This window comes from Bdellovibrio sp. HM001 (assembly GCF_055397275.1).
This window is the reverse complement of record NZ_AP029174.1, coordinates 1,988,522-2,015,125: the sequence shown is the minus strand read 5'-3', so window position 1 is coordinate 2,015,125 and position 26,604 is coordinate 1,988,522. Positions and strand designations below refer to the sequence as shown.

The window sequence follows — 26,604 nt, the reverse complement described above, 5'->3', positions numbered from 1 at the left end:
AGAATCCGGTACAACATGTGTCCTTCTAACACTGGAGCTGAAATGGCTAATGGTACACCTGATAAACTTCCTATGACTATCCGCGGAAAAGCTTTGCTAGATGCTGAGCTTAAGAAGCTGTTGTTGGAAGAAAGACCCTCTGTGATCTTGGCTATCGAAGAAGCTCGTGCTCAAGGGGATATTTCTGAGAACGCAGAATACGAGTCTGCAAAAGAACGCCAGGCGATGATTGAAGGTCGTATTGCTGAAATTCAAGGCAAACTGGCCGGCGCTGATGTAATCGACACCTCCGCCATCAAGGCAGATCGCATTGTCTTTGGGGCTTTTGTTAAGATCGTTGATACCGAAACTGAGGAAGAGTTCTCTTACCAGATCGTGGGCGTTGACGAAGCGGACGTTAAAAAGGGCATGATCTCCATCTTGTCTCCTTTGGCGCGTGCTTTGATCGGCAAAAAAGACGGTGACACTGTGACCGTGCAAAGCCCTAAGGGCGATAAAGAATTCGAAATCATCTCCTTCGAATACAAGTAATCTCTTGTCGGTCCATGTCCTTCTCTGTGAGAATGAGACATGGACTCGCGCAGACGTTTATCCGATCGACATCTTATTGCTGAACAGCCGGGAATGACCATTCTACTGACTGGTTTGATCCTGGCTTTTTTTCTGGGTTACACGACCAAGTCCCTGTTGTCGCCGTCGCGGATTGCTGCTCGCATTGAAAAAGCGGCCAGCCATATTCACAAAGACGTCAAAGTCAGTTTTTCCTCGGCTTCCTTGAGTTTAAGTAACGGAATCCTTCCGCGCTTTGCCGTGATCATCTCCAATGTGAAAATGGAAGCCACTGAAACCTGCTGGGGTTCCCCGGTGATGGAAATTGACGAGCTTCGTTTGCCGCTTTCATTTGTCAGTCTGCTTCGTGGCGGAGCGCCGGTGCGCACGGTGGAGGCCAATACCATGGCACTGACCCTGCGCTCAGATCCCACAAATTGTGCTCCTGAGGAATCAGAAAAGGTGAAGCTGGCTCCAGCTCCGCGCCCGGCCGTGACACTGTCGCCGTCCGAACAAAGTAAAAAATATCGCAATGACATTCGTGGTGTGTTCATTCGCACCTTGCGTATTTCTTCGGAAAAACATCCCCAATACTCCACGGAACTGATGAATTTCGCTGTGAAGGTGAAGTCCTTTGAACCGAAGGTCATCGAAGTGACCGCAAAAAGTCATCTTTTGAAGGACCGTCAGGTTGGGGATTATCTTTCCCATGCAAACTTGTATCTGCAGTACAAAGAGTCCCCGGAAGCGGCGGTGCAGGCGCATTTCTTCGGCAACTGGCGCGAAGGGCATTACAGTGTGATCGCCAATTACAACCTGGGGGATCAGTTGCTGGCGATGGAAACAGATCTGAAGCATATTCCCCTGAGTCAGATTCTGGCCATTTTGCAGAAGTATGATCTGGCCTCCAAGGATCTTAATGGTCGCCAGGTGTGGCTTTCCACGAAGGCGCGATTCTCCGCACCCCTGGATCAAATCCGCACATCTCCACTGGAGGTCCGGGACCTGAAAATGGAGGGCGACCTCGGAGAAATGTATGTCGAGCGCATCAACATCTCCTCGCTGGAGCCTTTGCAGTACGATCCCATTCGTATTGATATTAAGAAATTGGATGTTGAAAAACTGCTGGTGTTGCTGAATCGTCCGAAAGAAACGGGCATTCTGGGAAGTCTTGGGACTTTTGCCGGTCGGGCTGAAATCGTGTCGGACCAGAAAATGCGCATGACGGGTGAACATACGGGTCTGGAGTTTGTCTTTTCCAACAAAGGTCAGCGTGAACTGCAGGTGATCGAGACCATGACAGGTGACGTGACTTTGGAAAAGGACCTATGGACTTTCCAGATCAAACGTGTGGAACCAAGAGGCGGTGTCTTTGTCGGTGATGTTCGCTTCCGTGCGGATCGGGATTTTAAAGAGCTTGAAGTGAAATCCCATATTGATGAGTTGTCGTTGGCACCACCGGTGCAGAAGTTGATGACTCACGGGGGAAGCATTGGCCTTCTCAGTATGGACGGGGACTTGCGCCTGAAAGATGGAAAGATTCAGGCCCTGAAAGGACTTGTGCGTCTGCACTCGATGGATGTGGAGGGCGTCAGTCTTGGAAAAACCAAAGCCAACTTCGACTGGGTCCGCAACGAAGTCCTTCTGAATACGCAGATTCAATCCATGAAAGTGGGGCCACAGTCGCCGACAGCGCAGGTTTTAAAACAGGTGACGTTGAATTCTTGGTGGAAGTCCGGCGACCTGTCTTTGCAGTCCGTCAGTGGTGTCATGCAGTCTGATAACTTCAAACATCTTACATGGAAGCAGTTCCAGGGGCACGTCGGCAAAGCGGGCCGCTTGATGACCGAGGGGGCCTGGGATGACAACGCCGAGTTGAAGGGGACAGTGACGGTCAAAGAAGGAAAGATTCGCCGGCATTGGCAGATTCAGGGAAATCGTGAACAGCCCGTGTTTGTGGAAGAAAAATGACGGCACTGATACTGACGTTTATTTTGCTGGGATTTTTTCTGTATCGCCATTGGACGTGGAAGGCTGTGCCCTGGCCTGAGACAGCTTTGCGACCTCCGCCGGTGCAGGCTCATCGTGGATACTGGCAAGACGGCGCGCAGGAAAATACTTTATCTGCCTTTGAAGCTGCCAAAGCCCAGGGTTTTGAAATGTTTGAACTCGATGTGCGCCTTTCTGCCGAGGCAATCCCTGTGGTGTTTCACGATGCGGATCTGCGGCGATTGGGAAAGCAGCGGACAGACCGTGTGTCCGATTCCACTGTTGAACACTTGAAAGTCTGGGCGCAAGTTTGCACTCTGGAAGAGGTGTTGACCTCGTCGCAAGTGCCTCGTTTTATCAATATCGAGCTGAAATCCAACTCTGTCTGGCAAGGTCCGCTGGAAGAGGCAGTGGCTGCGCTGGTGCGCAAACATGGGTGTGAGTCGCGAGTTCTTTTTTCCAGCTTCAATCCACTTGCTTTGTGGAGGATGAAACGTCTGCTGCCCACAGTGCCCCGGGCGCTGCTGGCCACGGGTGAAGATGATCCGGAAAACAAGATTTATCTGCGCCAGATGTGGCTGGCCCCTTATATTGGTGTTCATGCTCTTCATCTGGATCACAACTATGTAAAACCGGACGCGGTCACACGCTGGAAAAAACGTCAGGTGCCGGTGGCCCTGTGGACCGTGAATGATCCCGACGAGGTTCGGAAGTATCTGCAGGCGGGTGCGATCAGTGTTATTTCTGATTCTGTGGTAAGCGTGGATTCATCACTTTAAAAAATGCAGGCGGGACAAAGGCCAGTAAAGCCATGGCGGAATATCCATAGGGCAGTCGTGGAGCCTGGGGTTGTTGTTGCAACTCCGGGAAGGGCAAGGTGGCCTTCAGATGATGATGGGAGTGATAGCCCAGATTGATCAGGCTGTAATTTGTCCAGCGGTGATAGCTGTCCCACGAATGATGAGCCTTGAGCCCTTCATACATGCCGTTGTCCCGCAGGGCTCGCTGTAAGCCGTAATGTTCGATATAGTCGGCTGTTTGCAACAACAGAATTCCCACAAGGCTTTGTCCCATCCAGAAGATCAGGGCCATTTTTCCGTACAACGCATACACGGCCACGGTCACCAGTGTCTGCAGCAGCAGGTACCAGAAAACCCGGTGTTTGGGGACGTGCCCCCATCCTTTGTTGCGCAGGCGACGAAACTCAAAAGCAAAAGAACCTGCCAGGCCTCCGAAGAAAGAGCGCAGATGATAACTGTAGATCCATTCATTCCTGCGTGCCGATGCGGGATCCAAAGGGGTGGCGACATTCTTATGATGGCCAAAGACGTGTTCGATGGCGTAGTGCCCGAAGTTGGATAAAACCAAAAGCCCGACACCCAGGCCGCGCATTTGTTGTTCACGCCGGTGAATCAGTTCATGAGCGGTGTTGATGCCCAGCACACCGCTGTAGGCGCCAAAAGAAAGAATCAGTCCGATCAGTTCGAAAGTGGAAGCTTTCATCGAATGAATGACGCCGACAAAAAGAAAAAGGCACATGAAGGGGAGTGCTGACACCAGCAGAGCGTCGGCCCATTTGGAGGGCGGGCGAAGTTCCGGGGTCTGTGTCACGGGGACTTGCCAGTTGTCTATCACGGGATGAAGGACAAACAGAAGAACGACACCGAGATAGGTCCAAGCGCCACCAAGGCTTGCGCCCAGCAGACAGCCCAGGGCCATCAGATAAGAAAGACTGTAACGGGAATAAAACAAAAAAGCCTTCATGGTTCTAAGTAAAAGCTTAGCACCTTGAAGGCTTTAAAGACGAGCACCAAAGTTCAATTAAGAATTATGTGTTTCGTTTTGTTTTTGTGTCTGACCCACATTTTGTTTGTTTTGGTGGGACACTTGCTGGTTGTCATGGATATCTTTAGCGTCCACGTCGATTTCGTTCAGACCTTGTTTGAAGCCACGGATGGCTTTACCCATAGACTGACCCAATTGAGGCAGGCGGCTTGGGCCGAAGAAGATCAAAAAGATAACAGCAAGAAGAAGAATGTGTGTAAGGCTAAACTCACCCATGGGGGTCCTCCCGAATGTCTTAAAGTGTACACTTTTTAGACCTGTCCGGGAGGAAAATCAATGCCTGTCTAGGGTTATTCCACTGGCATTTCGATTATTTCGACCTGATCTGCATCCGCGGCCTCTTTTTCCAGGGCATCAGAGCTTTCCTCAGTACCGACAGCAACCACCTTGGTTCCTTCAGAGACCGTCTGGACCGGCATAGCGTCGTCAGAGGCTACAGGAGCCTTGCCAGGAAGTTGTTTGGCGATACCTTTGGCAGCCACGGGGGCCTTTTGCACCTTTGCAGCAGGGGCGGTCTGGGCTTTTTTAGGACCGACGGAGCCCATTTTCTTTAGCTCTTGGTCGTACTTGGCCTTCAGGTCAGCCAGTTCCTTTTGATAATTTTTTCGGATTTCATCGACCTGGCTGTTACGTGCTTCGGTGATACAGGATGAATAGGTCTGCAATGCGATCTCTTTGGCTTGAGCACGACAAGTCAGCTCTGCAGAGGACTGTGGCAGTGCAGATAAAGAAAAGAAGATTGTGGCGAAGAAAGATAATATCGTTTTCATATCAACCCCATTTTAACAAGTTTCCTTATAACAAGATCCATGCCGCCTCTGAGCCCCACCTAATCGGGTTTGGTTCAGGAGTCCTTGTGTTTTTTACACCGTTGAACAGTCTTTTGTCGGCAGGTGCAAGACCTCGGCTTGGTAAATTACATGCTGGGTGTTGAAGGGTGCAGGAGTAACCTATTGTCAGGGTGTTGATGTGAAGAGTGTCATTGTTCTTCTTCTAGTATTAGGCTGCTTTGTCGAGTCCCTCTGGGCTCAGACATCCGCGCTACAAGGGGACATGCGTGTGGCAATTCCCTGGGCGGTTACGGATTGGGAACCCTTCTTTATTCTCAAAGGTCCCAACAAGGAATCAGGGCGTGCAGACCGGCTAAAAAAGATTCTGGCCGAACGCATGGTGAACTATCAGTTCGTGGATTTGTATGCAGACATGCCCCGCACGCTGGAGCTATGGAAAAGAAATAAGAACGTCTGCTCTGGCGTGGCCTTGAAAACCCCTGAACGCGAAAAATGGGCGTATTTCACAGCTCTGGCTTATCAGGTGCCTCACAGCTACGTGATTCTGACGGCGCGGGCAGATCTGTTAAACGAGCTTCCCAATGAACCCTCTTTGCAGGAGATACTGAACAACAAAAAGTGGAAAGGTGTGTTTGTAAAAAACAGATCTTATGGCGAGCAGATAGATTCAATTTTGAAAAAAGCGGCGGAATCTTCGTCAATTTTTATAGAACCGACTCCCGAGGGGTATGTGCCAATCATGCGTATGATAAAAAAACGTCGCTATGATTACAGCATTGAGTATGAGGCGGTGGTGAGTGCTTTCAATGAAAGAAATTACCAACAAAAACCGCTGCTGATGAAGAATATCAAGGAATCCCATCCGGCTGTGACATTCTATCTGGCATGCACGAAGAATGAATGGGGGCGAAACGTGGTTTTAAAAGCGGATGAGGTTTTGCAGAGTCTGGCCAGCACCCGCGGATATCAGGCTGCCATTGAGTCCTGGTTGGACCCTGAAACCTTGAAGGCGAACAGGAAAATTTTAGAGGAGTTTTATCAAAGAAGAGCCAAGGGACCGTGGACCACGGTCCCTGAGAAAAGTCTTAGCGGCGGATCGCCTTTGGATCAATAGCATCCTGCAAACCATCCCCCAGATAGTTGAAGCTGACGGTGGTCAGGAAGATCAAAAGACCCGGAAGAATTGCCAGGAACGGAGCTTGATAAATCAGTTCCTGCGCGTTGTTCAGCATGTTCCCCCAGCTTGGGGTTGGTGGCATGATTCCCAGACCCAGGAAGCTTAAGGCCGCCTCAAATAAAATGGATTCACCAACTCCAAGGGTGATGGCCACCAACATCGGCGCAATCACGTTCGGGAACATGTGGCGCACAATAATAGTGCTGTCCTTGGCACCCAAAGTGCGGGCCGCCAAAACGAACTCACGTTCGCGAATAGATAAGATGCTTCCACGCACCAGGCGAGCCACGGACATCCACGAGAACAAACACAAGATGATGATCATCTTAAAGATGCTTTCGTTCGAAGTACTGATAATGGCCTTCAGCCACGGGATCTTGGACATGTCGATCGCTGCAATCACGATCAGAACCGGAATGTGGGGCAGAGACAAAAGGGCATCTGTCACACGCATCAAAACAGTATCTACGAGGCCACCATAGAATCCGGCAATACTGCCGATCAAAAGACCGATCAAAGCCGAAGCAATAGCCACCAGGACACCCACGCCCATGGACACGCGAGTGCCATAGACCAGACGGATAAAGACATCACGTCCCAATTCATCGGTGCCGAACAGGTGGAAGGTTTCAAAGGTTTTAAATAAAGACACAAGTCCAGCGGCCTCTTTCAAAGACAGGGACTGCAGGGCCGCAATGGCCTCTTTGGTTTCTTTGGCACCCAGCTCATAGATCGCATCGGCCTCAGCCACCGCGACGATTTCTTTTTCAACCAGTGCCTTTTGAACAGCATCGGCCACTTCCGGATTTTCAGTGATGAATTTCTCGATCTCTGTTTCACGCACATCCTGACCGACCTGGGCTGTGGTGAATGGAGCCAGATAACGATTCCCCACGTTTTGGGCATCCGGATCAATGTCAGTGATGCTTTGGATGGTTCCGGCAAAGATGGCAATCAGCATAAACACAGTGATGATCACCGCGCCTGCCACAGCCAGTTTGTGGTCCATGAACTGCGTCAGGACCATTTTCCACATCGGCTGGGCTTTTTCCAGCTCGGCCCGATCTTTGGAAGACAACTGATTGGTTTCGATATCAACTTCGTTCATCGTCATTTCGCTCATATACAACAGATCCTATTGGTAAGAGATGCGTGGATCCGCAAAACCGTAAAGGATGTCAGCAACCAGATTCATCAACAAAACCATGCTTACCGAGATCACAAATGAAATCATCGCCACATTATAGTCATTACCGATAATGGAGTCATAAACCAGCTTGCCGACCCCTTGGTAAGCAAAGACGGTTTCTGTCAAGATAGCCCCAGAGAACAGGCCTGAGAAGCTCAAGGCTAGAATCGTGATCAAAGGGATCAGAGCATTGCGGAAGCCGTGCTGCCAGATCACTGTTGAGCGCGAAAGCCCTTTAGCTCGTGCGGTGCGAATAAAGTCATTGCGCATGGCTTCGAGCATCGTGGAACGCGTGAAACGGGAAAAACGTCCGATCTGTTGAATCGATAAGCTAAGAACAGGCAGGATCAGGTAAATGGAGCGGTCTTTAAGATCCGCCCAGAAACCCATGTTTTCAGCGCCAATAGTTTGAGTTCCCCCCGCAGGAAGAATAGGGAACTTCACGGCAAAAAGAATAATTAAAACAATCGCCAGCCAGAAGGACGGAATCGAGATTCCTCCGAAAGAGAAAAGATTGACCACGTAGTCGGTTTTGCTTCCTGGTTTCAGAGCAGAAAGAACCCCCAGTGGCACAGCAATGGCGATGGATAGAATCAGTGAGATGGCAGAAAGCAGGAACGTATTCCACAGACGAGGCCCCATCAGTTCCTGAACAGGAACACGATAGGTCCGGCTGTAGCCCAGATCTCCCTGAAGAATGGAACCCATCCAGCTCGCATAACGCTTGTAAACGGGTTGATCCAAACCATAAAGGGATTTCAAACGGGCTACGTCCTCAGCCGTGATCTTGGGGTTGGAGGCCACCATCATGTCCACCGGGTCACCGGGCATCAAGCTCATCAAATAGAAACACACGTAGGATAGGATCACTATCACAGCGAGTGTCTGCAAAATGCGGCGGGTGATAAATGTCGTCATAACAGGGTCCTCCAGAAATCCAGGATCTAGTTCAAGTTCCAGTCTTCGATATTGTTCGTTTCGTAGAACTGGTGTCCGGCCATTTTGTAATTCTTAAGATTCTTAGGAGTTACAGAGATGTCTGAACGGTAGTAAAGAGGCAACACAGGCACTTCCGCTGTGTACAGCTTCAGGATCTCGTGAACCAGGTCCGCACGTTTTTTCGCGTTGAACTCAAGATCCAGGGCCTCAAGGTTTTTATCCACAGTGGCATTTGTCCAACCGTGATAGTTCTGTCCGGACCAGCCATTGCTGTTGTTCGGGATAGCCTTAGAGTAAACTGTAGAACGTGGGCTGTTTTCCGGGGAGGAAACCCAGGCAAACAATGCCATGCCTTCAAATTTTCTCTTAGACATAGTGTCGCCGAAGAACACGCGTGCTGGTTCGTTCTTGATCAGAACTTCGATACCCGCTTGTTTCCATTGGTTCTGCAGGTAAACCTGAACCAACTCACGAGTTTTGTTGCCCGCAGTTGTTTGGAAAACGATGGAAAGCTTTTTGCCGTCTTTATAACGGTAGCCATCTTTACCCATTTTCCAGCCGGCAGCGTCCAGCAATTTTCCTGCTTCACGTTTGGAATAACGGTACACCGTGATGATTTTTGGATCCGCCGTGAACCATGGGTCTTTCGGGGAAACATTGTGCAAAGCCACTTGCTGTTTGTTTTCAAACAGAGCCTTCACAAGGTCCTCACGATTGATGGAATACAACAACGCCTTACGAACATTCACATCTTTCAGGATGGGATTGTCCAGGCGAAGATCGATGTGCTCGTAAGTCACAGACGGCACAAAGTGAGTATCAAATGGCAGCTTTTCCGCTTTGGCTTTTTTGTCAAAGGCCAGGGCTTGGTCCAGATCCAGACCCAAAGTGGAAATCATGTCAATCGTGCCGGAACGCAGATTGGCTTCCATGGTGCCGGTGTTCGGGATCAGCTTCACGATCACTTTTTTGATGTTTGGCTGTTTGCCATAGAAGTTCGGGTTCGGGGCAAAGGCCACGTGAGAGCCCAACTTGACGTCGCTGATCACATAAGGACCGTTGTAAAGGCCCGGATTGGTCGGATTGCGAACATAGTTGGAGTTCTTCTCGTAACCTTCTTTTTGCTTGGAATACTTGTCAAAGACAGGTTTTTCCAAGTGAGTGGGAACCGGGAAGAACTGAGCCAATGTGAAGAAGTCCCATTTGGCTTTTTCATATTTGAAAGTACATTTCTTTGGGTTCTTCGGATCAATGTCGATTTTTTCAACTTGAGTCCATTGTTCTTTTTCACCCACGCTGACAGTTGGGCTGGTCGCGATGGTGTGGGAGGTGATGAAGTCCTGGCAGATCACAGGTTTGCCGTCGCCCCATTTTGCACTCTCAATGATTTCCCAGTTGGCAACGATCTTTTTTTTGCCACCTTCTTCGATGATCTTCGCAGTGCCTTTTTCCAAAGAGGGGATTTCTTTGGCTAGCTGAGTGACCCATTTACCTTCCGGAGTTAAAACCACCAGAGAGCGGCCCACCATGCGGTACATGTAAGCGGAAGCTGACATGCTCATGATCAGAGGATTCATTGTTTCAAATTCCTGAGAAATACCGATTTTTAGTTCAGCATTTGTCGGAGCTGCAACAGCCTGAGAGCTGAGGGCCAAGCCCGCTGCTACAGACAGTCCTTTGGCAAATTTCTTCAACATACTTTCTCCTTGTTGATGAAAAACATTAAAGACAAAAAACTAAACCTGCGGGGCTTTTTCCAGCCAGCAGGATTTTTTATGGCTTCCAGTTCCTTCCAGGACCGGTGTTTTCTGCGAGCAGATGTCCATTTTATAAGGACAACGCGGATGGAAGGTGCATCCTGAAGGAGGATTGATCGGGCTTGGAACTTCGCCCCCCAAGGACTTCTTCATTTTCTTTTTGCCCTGACCCACGCGCGGGATGGCGCCGATCAAAGCCTGAGTGTAAGGATGCTGTGGGTTCTTAAACAGCTCATCACGGCTGGCGATCTCAACGATCTTACCAAGATACATCACGGCGATACGGTCACAGGTGTGCTCGATCACAGAAAGGTCGTGAGAGATAAAGACGTATGTCAGTTTCAGTTTTTCCTGCAGGTCCTTCAGCAGGTTCAGAATTTGAGCCTGGATAGACACGTCCAGGGCGCTGACAGGTTCGTCACAGATAATCAGTTCAGGATTCAGCGCAATGGCGCGCGCAATACTGATGCGCTGACGTTGACCACCGGAAAATTCATGCGGGTAACGATTCACATGGGCTTTGCGCAAGCCCACCAGTTCGATCAGCTCCAGAACGCGCTGATCACGTTCAGCTGAACTTCCGACATTGTGAATATCCATCGGTTGACGGATGATCTGTCCGACGGTCATGCGCGGATCCAAGGAGGCATAAGGGTCCTGGAAGATCATCTGCATGTTTTTGCGTTTTTTGCGCAGGTCCTCACCCTTGAGTTTCAGGAAATCCTGTCCATCAAAGTTGATTTCACCGGCAGTGGGTTCGTAAAGGCGAATCAGGGTGCGGCCCAGGGTGGATTTGCCACAGCCGGATTCACCCACCAGCCCCAGAGTTTCCCCTTTGTGAACGACCAAGGAAACGTCGTCCACGGCCTTAACACTGGCCACTTCGCGCAGTAAAAGACCTTTTTTGATCGGGAAGTGCTTCTTAATATTTCTGGCTTCAAGAATGATATTATCCATCGTTCGAATTCCCAATATTAAAGAGGATTAAAGCAAGCCACTTTGTGACCTGGTCTGATTTCAACCAAAGGCGGTTTGGTGCCAGCGCATTCACTTTTCACACGTGAACAGCGATTCACAAACGGGCACCCCTTAGGCAATTCAAATGGCGCCGGAACGCTGCCTTCAATGGTCGTCAGGCGCTGAACACGTTCGCCAAATTTCGGGCGGGACGCAATCAGGGCTGCGGTGTAAGGGTGGCTGGGATTTAAGAACAATTCGGAAGTGTCAGCCTGTTCGCAAGTCTGTCCTCCGTACATCACCATCACGCGATCAGAGATCTCCGAGATCACACCCAGGTCGTGGGTGATAAACTGAACTGTCATATTCAGTTTTTCCTGCAGATTCTGAATCAGTTCCAGGATCTGAGCCTGAATCGTTACGTCCAAAGCTGTTGTTGGTTCGTCCGCAATGAGGAAAGTCGGGTCGCAGGAAAGAGCCATGGCAATCATGGCCCGCTGTCTCATCCCCCCGGAAAGTTGGTGAGGGTAGGAGTTGTAACGTTCTTCCGGTGACGGGATGCCCACCAGGCGAAGCATTTCAATGGCGCGTTCCTTGGACTCCTTGGGCCCGCACTTTTTGTGCTTCATGATCTGCTCGTCCATCTGGAAACCGATGGTTAGAACAGGATTCAAGGCTGTCATAGGTTCTTGGAAGATCATGGCCATTTCGCCGCCACGAACCTCTTCCATATCAGCTTCAGAGATTTTCAGGATGTCGCGTCCATTCAGGAGGACCTGGCCTCCGGTGACGCGGCCGGGGTGTTCGATCAAACGCATCAAAGAATAAGAGGTGACCGATTTGCCGCATCCGGATTCGCCCACGATCCCCAAAATCTGTCCTTTATGGATTTCGTAGCTGACATTATTCACAGCGCGAACAGGGCCGGCCTTGGTGGAAAAGGTTGTTTCGAGGCTTTTTACTTCAAGTAATGGTTGAATTGACATTGCTTAAGTCCTCTTAAAGAAAGCGTCTGGTTTCAAGTTCTTCAATTGCCGACAAGGCGCCTTTGCGCAGAGCGCGACCCAGAATGCCGGACAGCTTATCGCTCAGGCTCTGGTGATGTTCAAACTTTACTTTAACTACCTGATGTTTCTCAGAAAGAGCCAAAAGGTAATCATCACTGGTGCGGATTTCATCCACCAAGCCTTTACCCAGGGCCTGCTCGCCGTACCAGTATTCTCCGGTGGCCACTTCAGAAAGATTCAGTTGAGGGCGGAAGCGGCTGACAAAGCTTTTGAACAAAGCGTGGGTGTCTTCCAGTTGTTGTTTGAACTTTTCTTCACCCTTTTCAGTGATTTCGCCCAAAAGGCTGACAGTTCTCTTGAATTCGCCGGCGGTGTATTCTTTATAGTCGACATCATGTTTTTTCAGCAGGCGATGCAGGTTTGGAAGCTGAGCCACAACACCAATAGAGCCCACAATCGCAAACGGCGCGCACAGGATCTTGTTGGCAGTGACCGACATCAGGTAGCCGCCGCTGGCAGCCACTTTATCCACACAAACTGTTAATGGAATGTTCTTTTCACGAATGCGCAGAAGCTGGGATGCGGCCAGGCCATAGCCGTGCACCACGCCGCCGGGGCTTTCCACGCGCACGACCACTTCATCTTGAGGCGTTGCCAGGGTCAGAACCGCAGTGACCTCTTCACGCAGGTTTTCAACGGCAGAGGCTTTGATGTCGCCTTCGAAATCGATCACGAAGATCTTTTTGTCGCCGTCACTGGACTTGGATTCATGGGCTTTGCGTTCTTCCTTCAGCTTTTTTTTCAGCTCTTTACGTTCGGACTTGGTGACCGTGTGAGCCTTCAGCATGTGGCGGAAGTTTTTATAGCGCTTATGCAGAAGTTCGATTTGGATTTCGGATTTATGGCTGGCTTTGGCGGCAATCAAAGCAATCACCAGAATCACTGCCAAAATGGCAAATAGAATCAGAAATGTCTGTGCTGCGAAAACCCCGATGCTCTGCAATGCGTCCATAGTACTCCTTAGAGACAAAGGTGTACGTTATTCATGATTTAGCCAAAGGTCGAGCATCTTTTTTGTTTGCTCAAAAAAAAGCGGGGAGCCTGATAGACTGGCAGAAGGAATGAACTCTTCAGCTCGTCAGACCTTTATTTTGGTTTTGCTCCTTTTAAGCTCCGCCGCCTTTGGCGAGAGTGCTGAAGAAACACGTCTTAAAGGTTTTGCTCAGCATCATAACTCTCAAGAACGCTTTGAAAAGGCCCGCCAACAGGGTGAAAGAGCCTATTTGGAAGAGGAAGAGCAGTGGGAAAATCAAAAAGACCGCGCTTTGGCCGAATATAAGAGGAGCAAAAAAGCTGAAACCATCTCTGACGAGGGCCCCGAGGCCAAGGCTGATGCGGTTGCTAAGAAAAAGTTTGATGACGCTTATGAGCAAGAGCGTCTGAGATACATCGAGCAAAAGAGCAAACAAAGGATTGTCACGCGGGGGGAAAATCTTCCTACGGAGGCTCAGGAGTTGGGTCTTCTGGAGGATCGCCCTCGATATGATTACCGCAAGCGCGCCATGTACGGGGCAAAGCCCAAATATGGCCGAGTCACCCCGGGAAGCTCCAGTTCGTCAGGATCATCTTCATCTTCTTATGGAGGGGGAAGTTCTTTCCCACCACCGCCCACCTTTGATGATTTCGGCGGAGATGGGGGCTACGTGCCAGCGCCTAACGTTGACGATTTTGGTGGCGATATTCCACCACCTCCACCACCGCCTCCGTTTGGCGACGACTTTGGGGGTGGCTTTGGTGGAGACGGGGATTTCCCGCCACCTCCTCCGCCACCACCGCCTTTTGAAGGCGGCACGGATTTCTAACTTTCCTTTAGCAGCTCTTCGGTGCTGAGGCCCGAGTGCTGCTTGATGCCTCTCATCAGGTACCAGAAAATTCCCAGCAGAAAGAGCATGGAGGGAACCATGATGATGGCCATCGACCATGTGGTCATCTGCGCAATCTGCTCATTCAAAAGTGTAGATTGTGCATCCGTGGTCAGAGTTGGATCAATTTCAGTAAAGATTTTGCGCGCCAAAACAAAGTTGCATACGGCACTGAAAGCAAATGAAAGAGACAGCCAGATGGTGGCCTTTTTCATGTGATCATGGAAGTCTTTCTGTTTGCCGTTGGCCTTTAGGCGCTCTTCCAGAAGGTCCACTTTCATCAGAGCCGGATTCAGGAACAGAGTTTCAATGAAGGGTTTTTTGGTAAAGGCAGAGCCCATCACAAAGAGGCCCACCAGAGCGGGGAATGCCGCCTCTTTGACCGCAAACCAGAAGCCGTTAAGTCCCAGCAGAGCCAAACCTCCGGTGAGAAGGACATTCAGTAATCCCAGGGCCGAAAAGGCGTTGAACTTCTTCCTTTTAATAAGGTCATAGGCCCCATAGCCCAAAGGGAATGCCAGCGCCAGGATCAGGGCCCAGAATGGACCAATGAATTTGCTTAATTTATTTAAAATCAAGACAGGCAGTACGATGTTGAAGATAATATTTAAAAGGCCGTTCTCTTTAGGTGGTTCCTGTTTTGACATGCTTAGCATCCTTGTCGGCTTCTGCTAAAAAGGCAAGTCGGCGCTGTGCGCAAAGAGACGTTGCTCTTGGTCCAAGGAGCAGGGACAATTTTTAGATGTCTTTGATTTTAATCTACCTTTCGACGGCGATCAGCTTTCTTGTAAGCACCTTGTATGCGGCGAGGACTTGGTCCTATCGTCGTTCCTATCTGCATCGGCTGGTTTTTGTGATCGAAGTGGGTTATGCCATGTGGGCATTTTCATTGATCAGCACGATGGCGGTCGATGATATGCAGTTTAAAATTTTCATGACCCATTTTCGGATGTTAGCTTTGCCATTGATGTTTCCGGCGTGGCTCTTGCTGGTTGCAGCCCTGTTCTTTTCCGAACTCTCCGCAAAGTTTCGCCGCTGGTGGCGTTGGATATTTTTGTTCCCCGTCCTTGTTATCGGGGCCAATGCCGCAGGCCTGATGGGGGTCCCGGGTGTGGCTCCGCTGTTTTACAGTGATTTTCATGAGCTTCCGGCCTTTCAAGGATTGGTGGGGTTTACCCGTGGCCCCCTGATTCGCGCCACGTTTGTTTATAGTGCTTTATGTATTGTTCTTGCCTTTTCCATCGCGGCCTATGCGGCCATTGTTTTGCGTGGGGCTCGCCGCCGGTATGCAACAGCGTTGGTGGCGGTAAGTCTGTGGCCCCTGGTTTTGGAGGCTGGCATTTTGCTGGCTTCGCCGGATATGCCGTGGCGGCAATTAAAAGTAATGGGTTTGTGGCCCTTTATTCTTGCCATTCACTATGCGGCAACTCGTGTTGATGTTTTTGAAATCACTTCCTTGGCGCAGCAAAGAGTTTTTGAGGGCCTGCCGGGGCCGGTTGTGATTCTGAACACACGCAGTGAGTACTGGGGTAGCAACATGGCGGCCGAAAAAATCCTGGGCCTGCAGAAGCGCTGGCGGGGGCGCCCGGCGCAAGAAATTCCAGTGTTGGCGGAAATTCTGGCAAGTGACGGAAAGTACCAGTCTGAGGGCTTCAGTTATCAGGTTTTAAAACACACCTTGGAATCGCAGCACGGCGAAAACCGCGCGCATATTCTGCAATTGAACGACGTAACTGAGTTGGAGGAAAGCAACAAGGTGCTGCGTGAACTGAATGAAGAGATTCTGAGGATGCACCGTTTTAATAAACGAGTTCAAACGGTTCTGGCACATGATCTGACCGGGGCGTTGGTAGGGACGCAGATGCTTCTTAAAGATGCGGTCCGCCAGATTTCGGGAGACGAGGCCGGGAGATCGCAGTCTTCTTTAGGCAAAGTGCATGAAGCCCACCAGGTTTCACTGGAGCTTTTGCGAAATATCCTGACCTGGAGTTTCGAGGAGGAGAGCAAAGGCGGAGTCGAGCTGGGGGCTCGAATCAAAGCCGTTGTTCGTCATCTGGTGCCGCAGATGTTGCAGCGAAATGTGGATCTGGGCGTTCAGTTGCCTGAGCAGGAGGTTTGGCTTTGGGGTTCGGCGCGCGTGGTGGATGCGATCGTTCGCAATTTGTTGTCCAATGCCATCAAGTTCAGTCCCGACAAGGCTCAGGTTCTGATTGCCGCCCGGACAGAGGGGGCTTTTGCGGTTCTGATGATTCAGGATGAAGGGGCGGGAATATCTTCGGATCTGCTGGCTCGGCTGTCGGATACGGGTGAATCGGTGTCCTCGGAAGATGGCTTCGGTGTGGGTCTGAAATTCACCCGGGACTTCGTGCGGCAGATGGACGGGATCTTGAGTTTTGAAGTAAACTCGCCAGTTGGCACGCGGGTCCTGGTCAAACTTCCGCTCTTCGTCCGGGCTTAAGCGGGGATGCTTCTGTAGATTCTGAAGTCTCTATCGCGATTCTGAGTCTTTCGTCGTTGTTACCGTTTGCCTGAGGCGTTCAATGGCGTGCTGGAGGCGACGGTCGTCATTATGAAGACCTTTCTTGCCGGAAGCCTGTTGAATCAGTCTTTCTAAGCTGGTGTTTTGTTGGCGGTCACGCCCTTGGCCACCGGAGCCTCCGCAGCACGGTGGTAACCAGTCTGATGACTATGTTCGTGGTGAAGTGCGCTCTTGGGAGCGTGTCGGCGAGTTCACAGCTCCGAAAGGCTTCCCTCAGAGATTCAGTATCAACTTGGACACTCTTCGCGCCGTCAAGGAAGTGCGTTTTGCCGTTGATGATGGTGAGGTCCGCGTAACTCGCGTAACTGGAGAGACCGCTTCGGGCACTCTTGTGAATCTGTCGCAACTTGAAGGGGATTTCTCCGGCGGGACATCCTACTCTCGCAGAGTCCACGGACAATACGCAATTCGTCTGCAAAGAATCGAGCTGGAAATCGTGAGCAAAAACCTAAGAGGCTCCCGCGCAAAAGTGGAAGTCTTTGTTGGGTACACTCGTTAAAGCCTAAAGGTTCCAGGTGCTTATTTGGGTCTACGCAGCGTCAATTGCTGCGCAAGAGGCCCACATCAATAAGTGCCTGGAGTCTTGGATCCGCCTAAGGCCTATGACCGACGAAAAAGCCAAGCTCGTTCATTATGCGCAAAATCTCGGGGGCCATTTTGGGAAGGGTGTCCTGACAGGTTTGCTCGGTCAGTTCCGTCAGGTTTTGCTGACTTTCCTGTAAAGACATTTCCGCAAAGACAATATCCTCACCACCATTTTCCATTTCTACGCGGGCCTTTAAAAGAGCGGACAGTTCTTTTGCGATCAATCTTTCGCAGCGATAAATGCGCGCCCGGCTGGAGGCTTTGATTCGTAAAGCAACGATCCGGTCTTCATTGAGGGATTGAATGTTTTGTAGAATCACGCTGTGAATTTTTTTGAATCCGTCCTCCGCCACGGCGAGTATTTGTCTCATGTTTTCACGCATTTCCGGAGAAACTCCGGTGGCCGTGATAATAAAACGGCCTTGAAAATTCACAATGCGATTCATGGTCTGCATTTGTGTATAGAACAGGTTTTTATGAAGCAGCGCACTTTTCAAACACTCTTTGGGATTGGGAACCAGAATGTCGTCGACACCATAGCACTGCGATTTGATCAGGACAGAGTTTTGATTGATTAAAGCTGTCAGTGCCTCGGATCTTGCAATCAGTATCGTAAAGGCGGCCTTTTCTTTTTCATACTCCGCCAGAATCATTTCGGAAGTGGTTTTTTCAATAGCTGTGATTTCAGCAATCATTTTTGCTGTTTCCAAAGCGTAGGTTTTTGAAATCAAAGCCGCGCTCATGCCTTGAGCCAGAACGCCCAGTTGCACAAGGGCGCCGATTGCCGGTCCCACCGCAGGAATCAGGGTGACGGCGTTGGCAACGGCTTGGGAGAAGGCCTGGTAGCGCTGACTTTCGGATTCGGCTTCGTTGTATTGTTTTACGTTGTCGACCAGATTAACTGCAGCCAGAACTGTTGAAACCTGGCCCGAAAGATCTTGAGCCAGGGCTTTCCCAGCATATTCTTCCAGTTCTTTGATGACGGTGGACCGCACATAGCTTTCCAGATACTGCCGGGTCATGGCTTCCAGGACCGATTGCAGAGCCGAATTTTCTGCGGCCGAGGCCTGAACTGAAATCAGAAGGGCAGTCAGGCCGACAAGAATTTTCTTCATTTGATACTCACGGAAAAAATATTGGCTTTGGAAAGAACCTTCAGGTGGCCAAGGCCGGTGACCATTCCAGCATCCAGATTCAATGTCGGTGGCAAGGCGCGACCGCCTGGAATCTTGGCTCCTTGAAGAGTGATGTTGTTTTTCCCTTCAACCCAAAATATTTTGGAAGTAAGTGTGATGCGATTGCTGCCTTGTTGGGATTGGGTGGGAATGAATTCCAAAATGGCGGAATCCAAAATGATCGTATTGGCAGTGATGTTCAGGGCGTTGTGGGCGATCTGGTGGCGGCCGCAGATTTTGAGAGTATCCACATTCAAATTGGCCGGTACACTTTCAATATCCGTGCTTTCGTTGCAGCCGATGGAAACAAAGTCCTCATTTGGACTTAATGAAAGAAGACGGGTCGGGGATTTAAACAGGGACAAATGTTTCCCCGTGGCCGCTTCCTGTTCAAACTCCACAGAGATTTGCTGGGGAAGATGAATAGAGGTTCCATTAAATTCAGAGTGTTGAACGGTCACAAGACCTGAGAAGCCCATTTGTGGTTTCGAGTAGGATTTTTTAATATCGTTGATTTCTTCGGGTGTCGGCGCGCAAGCAGCCAGTGTTAAGCAGAAAAGGGAAACTAGGTATTTGTTCATGGGAAGCTCCTTTGTGGTGTCCGGTCTTATTGCAAGGGGCGGACACAAAGGAGAGTCTGGGGGGGTGGCGGCAAAGTCTAATAAAAACAATAGCTTAAATTAAAGACTGAGGGGTTTGCTGCGTCCTCAGTCTTGGAATTCGGACAGGATTTTTAGAATCCCGGGGTTTTGCCACCCATGAATTTATCATAGGCTTGAATATAGTCCCGGGACAGGGGGCCGATATGGGGCGTGATCCAGGTATGTTCAAAGGTTTGATTGGAAATGGCATTGGCGAAAGTTTCCAGAATATCCTGATAAACTATCTCGCACAGGTCCCCTTGAGATTCGTCCTGAATCAAAGTTTCGATTTCTGCCATCAATAGGTCCCAACGTGTTTGTTCGGGATGACCCATTAGAACACTCAGGGCAAAATAGACCCACAGCCGCTCCGGCATTTCGATCTGCTCTTGCACAGCTTGATCCATCAACTCGTGCAGGGGTTCTTGCCCTTTTTTAAGATGTGCTAAAACTAATTCTACCCATTCGTTGTTGGTTTTCATAAACGCCCCTCCAAGGCATCACGAAGCTCCAGAATCATATTCTCAACCGCTACGCGATCACTGGCCACTGCTTTTGGATTATTCTTTAGCCAGTTTTCAAAATAGACAAGGCTGTCTTGTCCTTTTTGTGTGTGAAATCTGCCCTTGACGGGGATATTTTCAATACGCTCCAAGCGAATGGCCGCAGCAGTACTGCCATTGCCAATGGTGGAAGTGTTTTTCCAGTACCAGTCATTGACAAATTTCCCTAGTCGGGAGTCCACTATCAATGGACGATCCATAGATTTTCGGAGGTCCCGAATATAACGTTCATAGGCAGCGCGACTTTGTGGAACATTACGCTCGATATGATGAACTACGGCTTCGGTTTTAGTGGCCGCGCGCATGAAGTCCAGATTTTTAATTTTGTTGAGGATCTTAAGACCTTTTCCAACTTTGGAACCAAAGCCGAAGCTCAAGGCTCCAAGTACTGCGAAGGTGCGGTCAAAACTGTCCAGCATATTCCCATTGACCAGATTTTTTCCAGTGAAGGCCTCGTAAACATCGCGCAGAGGTCCGGTGATGGGATCAAGGCCGATAGCCAGGTCCGCAAAGACTTCCGAATATTTTCTGAAGGCCTCGGCGGATTCAGCATCGCCCATTGTTGAAGCTTGGTCAGACTGGCGCACCAGACGAAGACCCCAGTCCCGGGATTCACGGCGGGCAGGATCACTGGTGCGAACCGAGCGCAGGATACTTTCAATATTCTGCAGTTCGCTCACTAAAGTCGGATCTGGTGAGGTGTACTGAAAGTTTGTTGTTGGCAGCGTGTTTTCGGACAAAGATTTCTGAAAATTCACCAAAGCCAACTCAAATTTCTCCTGGGATTGAGCCAAGGAGTTATGAAGGGCTTCATAGTTCTTGTAGGTCTGCTCTTGATTGGCTGTGATCTCCTGATTCAGTCTTGTCATTTCCGCTTCAAATTCCGGAGTGAAGATCAGACCCTTGTAGATAGCTTGAGCAATGCCGGTCTGAATAGCCGATCCCATGGCGCTATCATGCTTACTGCCGCCGCCACTACCGCCACCCTTGGAATGTGGATCTGCTTCGTCCCCACTTGGGGGACCTGCTTGAACCGGAATGCTATTATCCCCTTGAACGACCATTTCAGGAGGTGCGCTGCGATTGACGTTGCTCCAGCGAGTTTTTCCGTCGGCATCTTTTCCCTGATAGATGGCTGTGTAATAGTGACCAGCGGAGTACAAATAATACATTTTCTGAAATTCATAGGTGTCTGCGGTTCCCCCGGGAATGGTGAATTGCATCTGGAGGGGGGTGTCGACGACATTTTCAATATCAATCACAGTGTAAGGGGCCACATGCGCAGCAAAGCTTTGCAACGGAATGGCTAAGGACAAGAAGAAGCAGATCAGGCGTTTCATGGTAAAGTTCCTAGCTTTTGTTCCAGCAGTTGCAGATCCAAATCCACAGTTTCAATTTGTAGTTGGATGTTTCTAATCATCGCCTCCAGAGTGGACTGCAGGTCTAGGGCAGTGAAGAGCAGATGTTCCGTCGCTTCGATACTCAGTTGCTCTGTCGAGATGTGTATTTGAGCGTCTTTAAGCAGAGCCTCCCAGTCAGCGGCGAAGTCGGGGTCTTGAGTGCGGCGAATTTCTATTTCTGCAGCCAACTCTTCTTTGGAGACGATGCCTTGAAAGAGCTCTTGCACCAGTGTCACCGTTTCATGGAAAGAGGCGTTTTTGTTTTGAACCAATTGCTGTTGTTCCACCAGAAAGGACCGGAATTCCTGTTGTCGGGTCTTTTCGGTGTACAGGAACTGCCTGCGCAGCTCCTGACGGTTTTTCTCAAGCTGCTGCTTGAATTCGACTTTCTTCTTTTCGTACTCCAGTTTTTTAACGGCGATGCGACCTTCGATATCCGGTAGCATCGTTCCGAAAGAGTAGGCATTGGAGTAGAATAGGATGCCGCGCTCAAGGTCTCCCATGGCGTGAGCCATAGTTGTGAAAAAAATGATGAACAAAAATGCGCTCACGGTTTTCATCAGTATTGCTCCTGCTCGTACGCGTTACGGGCTGCCTGGGCATCGGCGGCGATTTCCATGACAGACAATTGTAAAGCTTGATATTCCTTCTGCAGGCCTTCGATTTGCGCGGTAGCGACTTTTGTCATGTCGACCAGAACGTCAACTTCAACGATGCGTAGGAATTCTGCCATCAGTGCCGAATGACTGCGCTGGGTGGTTTGGTGAAGATTTGCGATGTCCTGGTTGAGTTTATTCAAAGCACCTTTGTAGTCTTGTTTGTAGTTTTTTACGAACTCAGTGGCAGGTGGAACCATTTCGCGGTCCTTGAGTGGACGACCCGTGATTTTGTTCTCCATCAGTTTTTTTCTGAACTCATTTTCTTTGAAAACGCCAGTCAAGAAGGCGCGCAGGATTTCCAACTCTGAATGCATCAATTTGGATCTCTCGTTCAGGATATTGTAGCGATTCTCGGTCAGTTTCCAGGTGTTCAGGGCCGCTTGGCGACGTTCTTGTTTGCTGGAGCTTTCATACTCCTGAACTCTTTCGGCCACGTAGCGATCGTATTCTTTTTTGGCTTCGGCTTCCGCTTCTTCCAGTTGTTTTTTTCTTAATTCTTCGCTGTAGCAGAAAGTGGCCATACACGCGTAGCCACGGCCAATGTTAGTGAAGGTTTCGGTATTGGAGTCAATCACATCGGTCAGACCGGTGGCATTGCCGACGACCGCAAAGACGTCGCGGACTCCGTTGGCGACTTCGTTGACCGTTTTCTTAACGGTTTTTTCAGCGTCTTTGACGATCTGTGGATCATCACCTTTGATAGTGGTGCCGCCGATGCTGATGCTCCAGGCAAGTGCGGTGTGGGCTGAAAGAAGAACGGCAAAACCAGTGATCAGGGCTTTTTTCATATAAAGGACCTTTCCTTTGGTAGGGTGTGTTTGTTAGAGAGCCCCTATCGCAAAGTTGGTGCCTGGTCCTTGGGGGCGGGCTTGAATCTGAATATGTTATTAAAATCAATATGTTGCGAGCTTGCGGGGGTGTCCGAAAAGCGGATTTTTCAGTCTGTATTCTTGGACCGAGTCTTAAAGCTTAGAACGCTCGTGGGGGATTTTATCAGAATATGATAAGATCAGACCGGCAAATGAGGTGAATCGTGCCTGAACTACCCGAAGTCGAAGTCGTCCGTCGCGGACTGGAAAGTATCTTAAAAGAGCAGCCCATCCTGGAAAAAGTGGAGTTGAAGCGTCCGGATCTGCGCGAGCCCATTCCTGCCAAAAAAATAAGCACTCTTGTGGGGGAGCCTCTGACTTCCGTGGAGCGTCGGGCAAAGTATCTTCTGCTGTGGACGCCCAAAGGGGCTATGTTGTCGCATTTGGGGATGACCGGCACCTGGCGAGTGGCGAATCCGGGGGATGAGCGCCTTCATGATCATATATATCTGCATTTTTCCGGCGGCCTGCGCCTGGCTTATCGAGACCCGCGCCGCTTTGGCTGTTTTGACTTCGTCCAGAACCCTCTGGAGCATCCTAAGCTTGTGAATTTAGGGCCGGAGCCGTTGGATAAGAAGTTTACCGGGGCCGTTTTGTGGGAAAGCCTGCGCGGTAAGGACGTCGCTCTGAAGGTCGCCCTGATGGATCAGAAAGTGGTGGTAGGCGTTGGGAACATCTACGCCAGTGAGGCCTTGTTTGCGGCGGGGATTAAACCTACGCTGGCTGCAAAGAAGTTGTCTTTAGAGAAAGCGTCGGCTTTGGTGGGCGAGATTAAAAAAATTTTATCTCAATCCATCAAAGCGGGTGGATCTTCCATTAGTGATTTCGCTCAAGCCACCGGAGAAAGCGGCTATTTTCAGACGACGTTTCGGGTTTACGGTCGTGACGGAGAGCCGTGTGTGACTTGCGGGCAACAGGTAAAGTCAAAAATTCTGGGTGGTCGAAACACGTTCTGGTGTTCGCGTTGCCAAAAATAATTTTGCAAAATTTCGATTGCTAAGCGGGCCGTTTTTTGTGTAATTTAGGCCTTAGTCGAGTTTTGAAACAAAAATGCAGATCCGCTGCTGGCAATGGCGTCAGCATGGTCCGCAATAAATTAACGAAGGGATCAACAATGAAAGCAATCGTAGTAGCAGCTTTGCTTGCACTATCTTTCACAACTGGTTTTACTTGCTCTAAAAATCAACCTGAGACAGCAGCTCCTGCTGAAACAGCTCCTGCTGCAGAAGCAACTGCTACTGAAGCAGCTCCTGCTGAAGGCACTCCAGCAGCTACAGAAGCAGCTCCTGCAGCTACTGAAGCAGCTCCAGCTGGCGAAACTAAGTAATTAGTCTTAGGACTTAGTACTTAAGTTGATGAAAGCCCTCGCAAGAGGGCTTTTTTTATTTCCACCTCCGGGTGCACATTCGACAGTTTTTCCTTCTGTCACCGAAGCGTCTTTCATATTTCTCCTCATATTTTGTTTACATATAGATATCGGGCCTGAATCACTTGCGCATGCTCATATTAAAGGTTCTAATTATTGAGTATTTCAATAAAAGGAGATTCATCGTGGATTCTATCAGCTCATTCTATGGAATGTTTTTGGAGAGCTACACGGGCCTTTGGGTATTAGGCTCTGTCGTTCTTCTGTTGTTTGTGGGCTTCTTTAGCAGCCCTCTGATCGTGTGGGCGATTGCCTTGGCTGCCATTTTGGCAGGCTTCGGTGCGCCGGTTTGGTTGTTGGCAGTGTATGCAGTGCTGGCGATCATCTTCCTGATCACGCCACTGCGTGCTGCGCTGATCACCTCGGGTCTTCTGGCGTTCATGAAGAAGATGCAGTTCCTTCCGAAAATCTCTGACACGGAAAAAGCGGCTCTGGATGCCGGTGCTGTGTGGATTGAAAAAGACCTTTTCTCGGGAAATCCTAATTTCGACAATCTTTTGAAAGAAGCTTATCCGCAATTGACTGCGGAAGAACAAGCTTTCATGGATGGTCCCGTCAACAGACTGTGCGCCGTTCTGGATCACTGGAAAATTCATAAAGACAAAGACATCCCTAAAGAAGCCTGGGACATCATCAAGAAAGAAAAGTTCCTGGGTATGATCATCCCTAAAGAGTACGGCGGTCTGGGTTTCTCCGCGCTGGCGCACTCTGAAGTGATCATGAAAATCTCTTCTCGTTCTTTGTCCACAGCAATCACTGTGATGGTTCCAAACTCTTTGGGGCCTGCAGAGTTGTTGGCACACTATGGAACCGAGGAGCAGAAAAACCGTTACTTGCCTCGTCTGGCAACGGGGGAAGAGATTCCGTGCTTCGGTTTGACAGAGCCGACTGCGGGTTCTGATGCCGGATCTATTACATCCACAGGGGTCTTGTTCAAAGGTCCGGATGGTAAATTGCAAATCAAATTGAACTGGAACAAACGTTGGATCACACTGGCTGCGATCTCCACAACGATTGGTCTGGCGTTCCGCCTTCGTGACCCTGAAAATCTTTTGGGTAAGGGTGAAGACGTAGGTATTACCACAGGTCTGATCCCAGCAAACACACCGGGTGTTGTTCTGGGGCGCCGTCACGATCCATTGGGCATTCCGTTCTACAACTGTCCAACTCAAGGTAAAGACGTTATCGTTGACGCAGAAGAAACCATCATTGGTGGTATCGCCAACGCTGGTAAAGGCTGGCTGATGTTGATGGAGTGTCTGGCTGCAGGTCGTGGGATCTCCTTGCCAGCACAGGCAACAGGTGGCGCGAAGTTGGCGGCGCGTGTTGTTTCCGCACACTCTTTGGTTCGTCGTCAGTTCGGTATGTCTATCGGTCGCTTCGAAGGTGTTGAAGAGCCTTTGGCGCGCATCGGGGCTGCGGCTTATCAGTTGGAAGCCATGAGAAGATACTGCCTGGGGGCGATCGATAAAGGGATCAAGCCGGGTGTTATCACTGCGATGCAAAAATACTATGCCACAGAGATGGGCCGTCAGGTGATCAACGACGCGATGGACATCATGGGTGGTGCGGGTATCTCTATGGGCCCTCGCAACGTCCTTGCGGAAATCTATATTGCAACTCCGATCGGTATCACCGTGGAAGGGGCAAACATCCTGACTCGTACTTTGATGATCTTTGGTCAAGGGGCTCTTCGTGCCCATCCATTTGCTTACGCTGAAGTTAAAACAGCTGAAGCAGGCGACCTGAGAGGCTTCGATAAAGCCTTCTGGGGCCACATCGGTCACGTTGTGAGAAACACTTGCCGCGCGATCTTGTTGTCGTGCTCTCGTGGCTTCCTGGCGTCCACTCCGGATGTTCACCCTCAGATGAAGGTTTACACTCGTCGTCTGGCTTGGACTTCTGCAACCTTTGCACTTTTGTCTGACGTGGCAATGGGTGTTTTAGGTGGTCAGTTGAAAGCAAAACAAAAAATCACAGGTCGTTTCGCGGATATCCTGGCGAACATGTACATGGCTACAGCCTTGATCCGTCGCTTCGAGGCTGAAGGTCGTCGTGAAGAGGATCTGGCCTTTGCACACTACAACCTGAAACGCTGTATGGCGAACATCCAGGCCGGTTTCGATGGTATCTTTGATAACCTGAAAATCCCGGGTCTTCGCTGGTTCTTCAAGGGCTGGATCGGGGCTTGGTCTCGTATCAACTCTATCGGTTCTCAGGCCTCTGACGGCTGGTCTCACGGTATTGCGTCTGCGATGCTGAAAGAGGGCGGCATCCGCGAGCGTCTGTCTGACGGTATCTATTTGCCAACAGACCGCAACGAGGCGCTGGGTCGTCTGGAGCATGCGTTCGCAGTTGTGAACAAGTCTGAAGCTGCAGAGAAGAAAGTGAAAAAAGCCATCCGCGAAGGCGTTCTTCCGAAGAAGAAAGTTCACTTGTTGCTGGATGAGGCCCGTGAAAAGAACGTCATCACTCAGGATGAGTTGAAGCTGATCCAGGAGTCCGATGCTGTTCGTTACGACGCGATTCTGGTGGATGACTTCTCTCAAGAAGAGTACATGTCCCGCCACTCTTAAGCAGATTTAAAATTCTGAAAAACACAAAAACCCCCAAGATTTCTTGGGG

At 50.0% G+C, this 26,604-nt stretch carries 26 protein-coding genes; 10 read left to right on the top strand and 16 right to left on the bottom strand.

The genetic code is table 11. The features are described from left to right. The first annotated feature begins 42 nt into the window (after positions 1-42). Genes greA through ACZ5ZZ_RS09750 form a run of 3 tightly spaced genes read left to right on the top strand, consistent with a single transcriptional unit; the run spans position 43 to position 3,317 of the window. Positions 43-531 carry a transcription elongation factor GreA gene (greA, locus tag ACZ5ZZ_RS09760; RefSeq protein ID WP_464130840.1) on the top strand — a complete coding sequence of 163 codons (489 nt, stop codon included), beginning with the start codon at positions 43-45 and terminating at the stop codon, positions 529-531. 39 nt (positions 532-570) lie between these two features. After that, on the top strand, positions 571-2,520 hold the full coding sequence (locus ACZ5ZZ_RS09755) for an AsmA family protein (protein ID WP_464130838.1): 1,950 nt from the start codon (positions 571-573) through the stop codon (positions 2,518-2,520). Then, entirely contained in the window at positions 2,517-3,317 is an 801-nt protein-coding gene (locus ACZ5ZZ_RS09750; RefSeq protein ID WP_464139144.1) for a glycerophosphodiester phosphodiesterase, read from the top strand. The genes ACZ5ZZ_RS09755 and ACZ5ZZ_RS09750 overlap by 4 nt, the downstream gene beginning before the upstream one ends. On the opposite strand, the gene ACZ5ZZ_RS09745 is transcribed toward ACZ5ZZ_RS09750, so the two are convergent. The 3 genes from ACZ5ZZ_RS09745 to ACZ5ZZ_RS09735 form a co-directional block, all read right to left on the bottom strand. Then, positions 3,277-4,302, bottom strand: a complete 1,026-nt coding sequence (locus tag ACZ5ZZ_RS09745) for an alkane 1-monooxygenase (RefSeq protein ID WP_464139143.1) — start codon at positions 4,300-4,302, stop codon at positions 3,277-3,279. The two genes, ACZ5ZZ_RS09750 and ACZ5ZZ_RS09745, sit on opposite strands and share 41 nt — an antisense overlap. A gap of 57 nt (positions 4,303-4,359) precedes the next feature. Next, a complete protein-coding gene (locus tag ACZ5ZZ_RS09740; protein WP_347356616.1) occupies positions 4,360-4,599 on the bottom strand; it encodes a Sec-independent protein translocase subunit TatA/TatB in 240 nt (79 codons plus the stop codon). 74 nt (positions 4,600-4,673) lie between these two features. Beyond that, positions 4,674-5,153 (bottom strand): hypothetical protein, encoded by a 480-nt coding sequence (locus ACZ5ZZ_RS09735; RefSeq protein WP_464130834.1) that lies wholly within the window; start codon positions 5,151-5,153, stop codon positions 4,674-4,676. Positions 5,154-5,352: 199 nt separating this feature from the next. Here ACZ5ZZ_RS09735 and ACZ5ZZ_RS09730 point away from each other — a divergent pair, with 199 nt between their 5' ends. Continuing rightward, complete coding sequence (locus ACZ5ZZ_RS09730; protein ID WP_464139141.1) at positions 5,353-6,288, top strand: TIGR02285 family protein; 936 nt, start codon at positions 5,353-5,355, stop codon at positions 6,286-6,288. Here the strand turns inward: ACZ5ZZ_RS09730 and ACZ5ZZ_RS09725 are convergent. From ACZ5ZZ_RS09725 to sohB, 6 genes are read right to left on the bottom strand one after another with little or no spacing between them, the layout of a single operon-like run. Continuing rightward, positions 6,260-7,474: an ABC transporter permease gene (locus tag ACZ5ZZ_RS09725; protein ID WP_464117005.1), complete on the bottom strand. Its 1,215-nt coding sequence runs from the start codon at positions 7,472-7,474 to the stop codon at positions 6,260-6,262. The two genes, ACZ5ZZ_RS09730 and ACZ5ZZ_RS09725, sit on opposite strands and share 29 nt — an antisense overlap. 12 nt (positions 7,475-7,486) lie before the next feature. Further along, entirely contained in the window at positions 7,487-8,458 is a 972-nt protein-coding gene (locus tag ACZ5ZZ_RS09720) for an ABC transporter permease (protein WP_464117004.1), read from the bottom strand. Between the two features lie 26 nt (positions 8,459-8,484). Then, on the bottom strand, positions 8,485-10,176 hold the full coding sequence (locus ACZ5ZZ_RS09715) for a peptide ABC transporter substrate-binding protein (RefSeq protein ID WP_464117003.1): 1,692 nt from the start codon (positions 10,174-10,176) through the stop codon (positions 8,485-8,487). Between the two features lie 39 nt (positions 10,177-10,215). Beyond that, positions 10,216-11,193 (bottom strand): ABC transporter ATP-binding protein, encoded by a 978-nt coding sequence (locus tag ACZ5ZZ_RS09710; protein ID WP_464139140.1) that lies wholly within the window; start codon positions 11,191-11,193, stop codon positions 10,216-10,218. A gap of 17 nt (positions 11,194-11,210) precedes the next feature. Beyond that, positions 11,211-12,179: an ABC transporter ATP-binding protein gene (locus tag ACZ5ZZ_RS09705; RefSeq protein ID WP_464139138.1), complete on the bottom strand. Its 969-nt coding sequence runs from the start codon at positions 12,177-12,179 to the stop codon at positions 11,211-11,213. A 13-nt stretch (positions 12,180-12,192) separates the two neighbouring features. Further along, on the bottom strand, positions 12,193-13,212 hold the full coding sequence (gene sohB / locus ACZ5ZZ_RS09700; RefSeq protein WP_464139137.1) for a protease SohB: 1,020 nt from the start codon (positions 13,210-13,212) through the stop codon (positions 12,193-12,195). 109 nt (positions 13,213-13,321) lie between these two features. Here sohB and ACZ5ZZ_RS09695 point away from each other — a divergent pair, with 109 nt between their 5' ends. Beyond that, the gene (locus ACZ5ZZ_RS09695) at positions 13,322-14,062 is read left to right on the top strand and encodes a hypothetical protein (protein ID WP_464139136.1); all 741 of its coding nucleotides are present in this window, start codon (positions 13,322-13,324) and stop codon (positions 14,060-14,062) included. Here ACZ5ZZ_RS09695 and ACZ5ZZ_RS09690 read toward each other — a convergent pair. After that, on the bottom strand, positions 14,059-14,769 hold the full coding sequence (locus ACZ5ZZ_RS09690; RefSeq protein ID WP_464130828.1) for a VC0807 family protein: 711 nt from the start codon (positions 14,767-14,769) through the stop codon (positions 14,059-14,061). The two genes, ACZ5ZZ_RS09695 and ACZ5ZZ_RS09690, sit on opposite strands and share 4 nt — an antisense overlap. A gap of 95 nt (positions 14,770-14,864) precedes the next feature. Here ACZ5ZZ_RS09690 and ACZ5ZZ_RS09685 point away from each other — a divergent pair, with 95 nt between their 5' ends. Both ACZ5ZZ_RS09685 and ACZ5ZZ_RS09680 read left to right on the top strand, forming a co-directional pair. Beyond that, on the top strand, positions 14,865-16,580 hold the full coding sequence (locus ACZ5ZZ_RS09685; RefSeq protein WP_464139134.1) for an ATP-binding protein: 1,716 nt from the start codon (positions 14,865-14,867) through the stop codon (positions 16,578-16,580). 160 nt (positions 16,581-16,740) lie between these two features. Further along, positions 16,741-17,160, top strand: coding sequence for a hypothetical protein (locus tag ACZ5ZZ_RS09680; protein WP_464139133.1), 420 nt, complete (start codon positions 16,741-16,743; stop codon positions 17,158-17,160). A 94-nt stretch (positions 17,161-17,254) separates the two neighbouring features. On the opposite strand, the gene ACZ5ZZ_RS09675 is transcribed toward ACZ5ZZ_RS09680, so the two are convergent. From ACZ5ZZ_RS09675 to ACZ5ZZ_RS09650, 6 genes are all read right to left on the bottom strand, one after another. Further along, positions 17,255-18,361, bottom strand: a complete 1,107-nt coding sequence (locus ACZ5ZZ_RS09675) for a hypothetical protein (protein ID WP_464139132.1) — start codon at positions 18,359-18,361, stop codon at positions 17,255-17,257. Next, complete coding sequence (locus ACZ5ZZ_RS09670; protein ID WP_464139130.1) at positions 18,358-19,002, bottom strand: hypothetical protein; 645 nt, start codon at positions 19,000-19,002, stop codon at positions 18,358-18,360. The genes ACZ5ZZ_RS09675 and ACZ5ZZ_RS09670 overlap by 4 nt, the downstream gene beginning before the upstream one ends. 152 nt (positions 19,003-19,154) lie before the next feature. Further along, on the bottom strand, positions 19,155-19,544 hold the full coding sequence (locus ACZ5ZZ_RS09665; protein ID WP_464116993.1) for a hypothetical protein: 390 nt from the start codon (positions 19,542-19,544) through the stop codon (positions 19,155-19,157). Then, positions 19,541-20,965, bottom strand: coding sequence for a pre-toxin TG domain-containing protein (locus ACZ5ZZ_RS09660; protein WP_464139128.1), 1,425 nt, complete (start codon positions 20,963-20,965; stop codon positions 19,541-19,543). The genes ACZ5ZZ_RS09665 and ACZ5ZZ_RS09660 overlap by 4 nt, the downstream gene beginning before the upstream one ends. Continuing rightward, entirely contained in the window at positions 20,962-21,585 is a 624-nt protein-coding gene (locus tag ACZ5ZZ_RS09655; protein ID WP_464139127.1) for a hypothetical protein, read from the bottom strand. The genes ACZ5ZZ_RS09660 and ACZ5ZZ_RS09655 overlap by 4 nt, the downstream gene beginning before the upstream one ends. Beyond that, the gene (locus ACZ5ZZ_RS09650) at positions 21,585-22,472 is read right to left on the bottom strand and encodes a hypothetical protein (protein ID WP_464116990.1); all 888 of its coding nucleotides are present in this window, start codon (positions 22,470-22,472) and stop codon (positions 21,585-21,587) included. Before ACZ5ZZ_RS09650 ends, ACZ5ZZ_RS09655 begins: the two co-directional genes overlap by 1 nt. Before the next feature lie 245 nt (positions 22,473-22,717). Here ACZ5ZZ_RS09650 and mutM point away from each other — a divergent pair, with 245 nt between their 5' ends. From mutM to ACZ5ZZ_RS09635, 3 genes are all read left to right on the top strand, one after another. After that, entirely contained in the window at positions 22,718-23,530 is an 813-nt protein-coding gene (gene mutM / locus ACZ5ZZ_RS09645; RefSeq protein WP_464130819.1) for a bifunctional DNA-formamidopyrimidine glycosylase/DNA-(apurinic or apyrimidinic site) lyase, read from the top strand. Between the two features lie 137 nt (positions 23,531-23,667). After that, positions 23,668-23,880: an acylneuraminate cytidylyltransferase gene (locus ACZ5ZZ_RS09640; RefSeq protein WP_347356590.1), complete on the top strand. Its 213-nt coding sequence runs from the start codon at positions 23,668-23,670 to the stop codon at positions 23,878-23,880. A 224-nt stretch (positions 23,881-24,104) separates the two neighbouring features. Then, positions 24,105-26,555, top strand: coding sequence for an acyl-CoA dehydrogenase (locus ACZ5ZZ_RS09635; RefSeq protein ID WP_464130818.1), 2,451 nt, complete (start codon positions 24,105-24,107; stop codon positions 26,553-26,555). Positions 26,556-26,604: the final 49 nt, after the last annotated feature.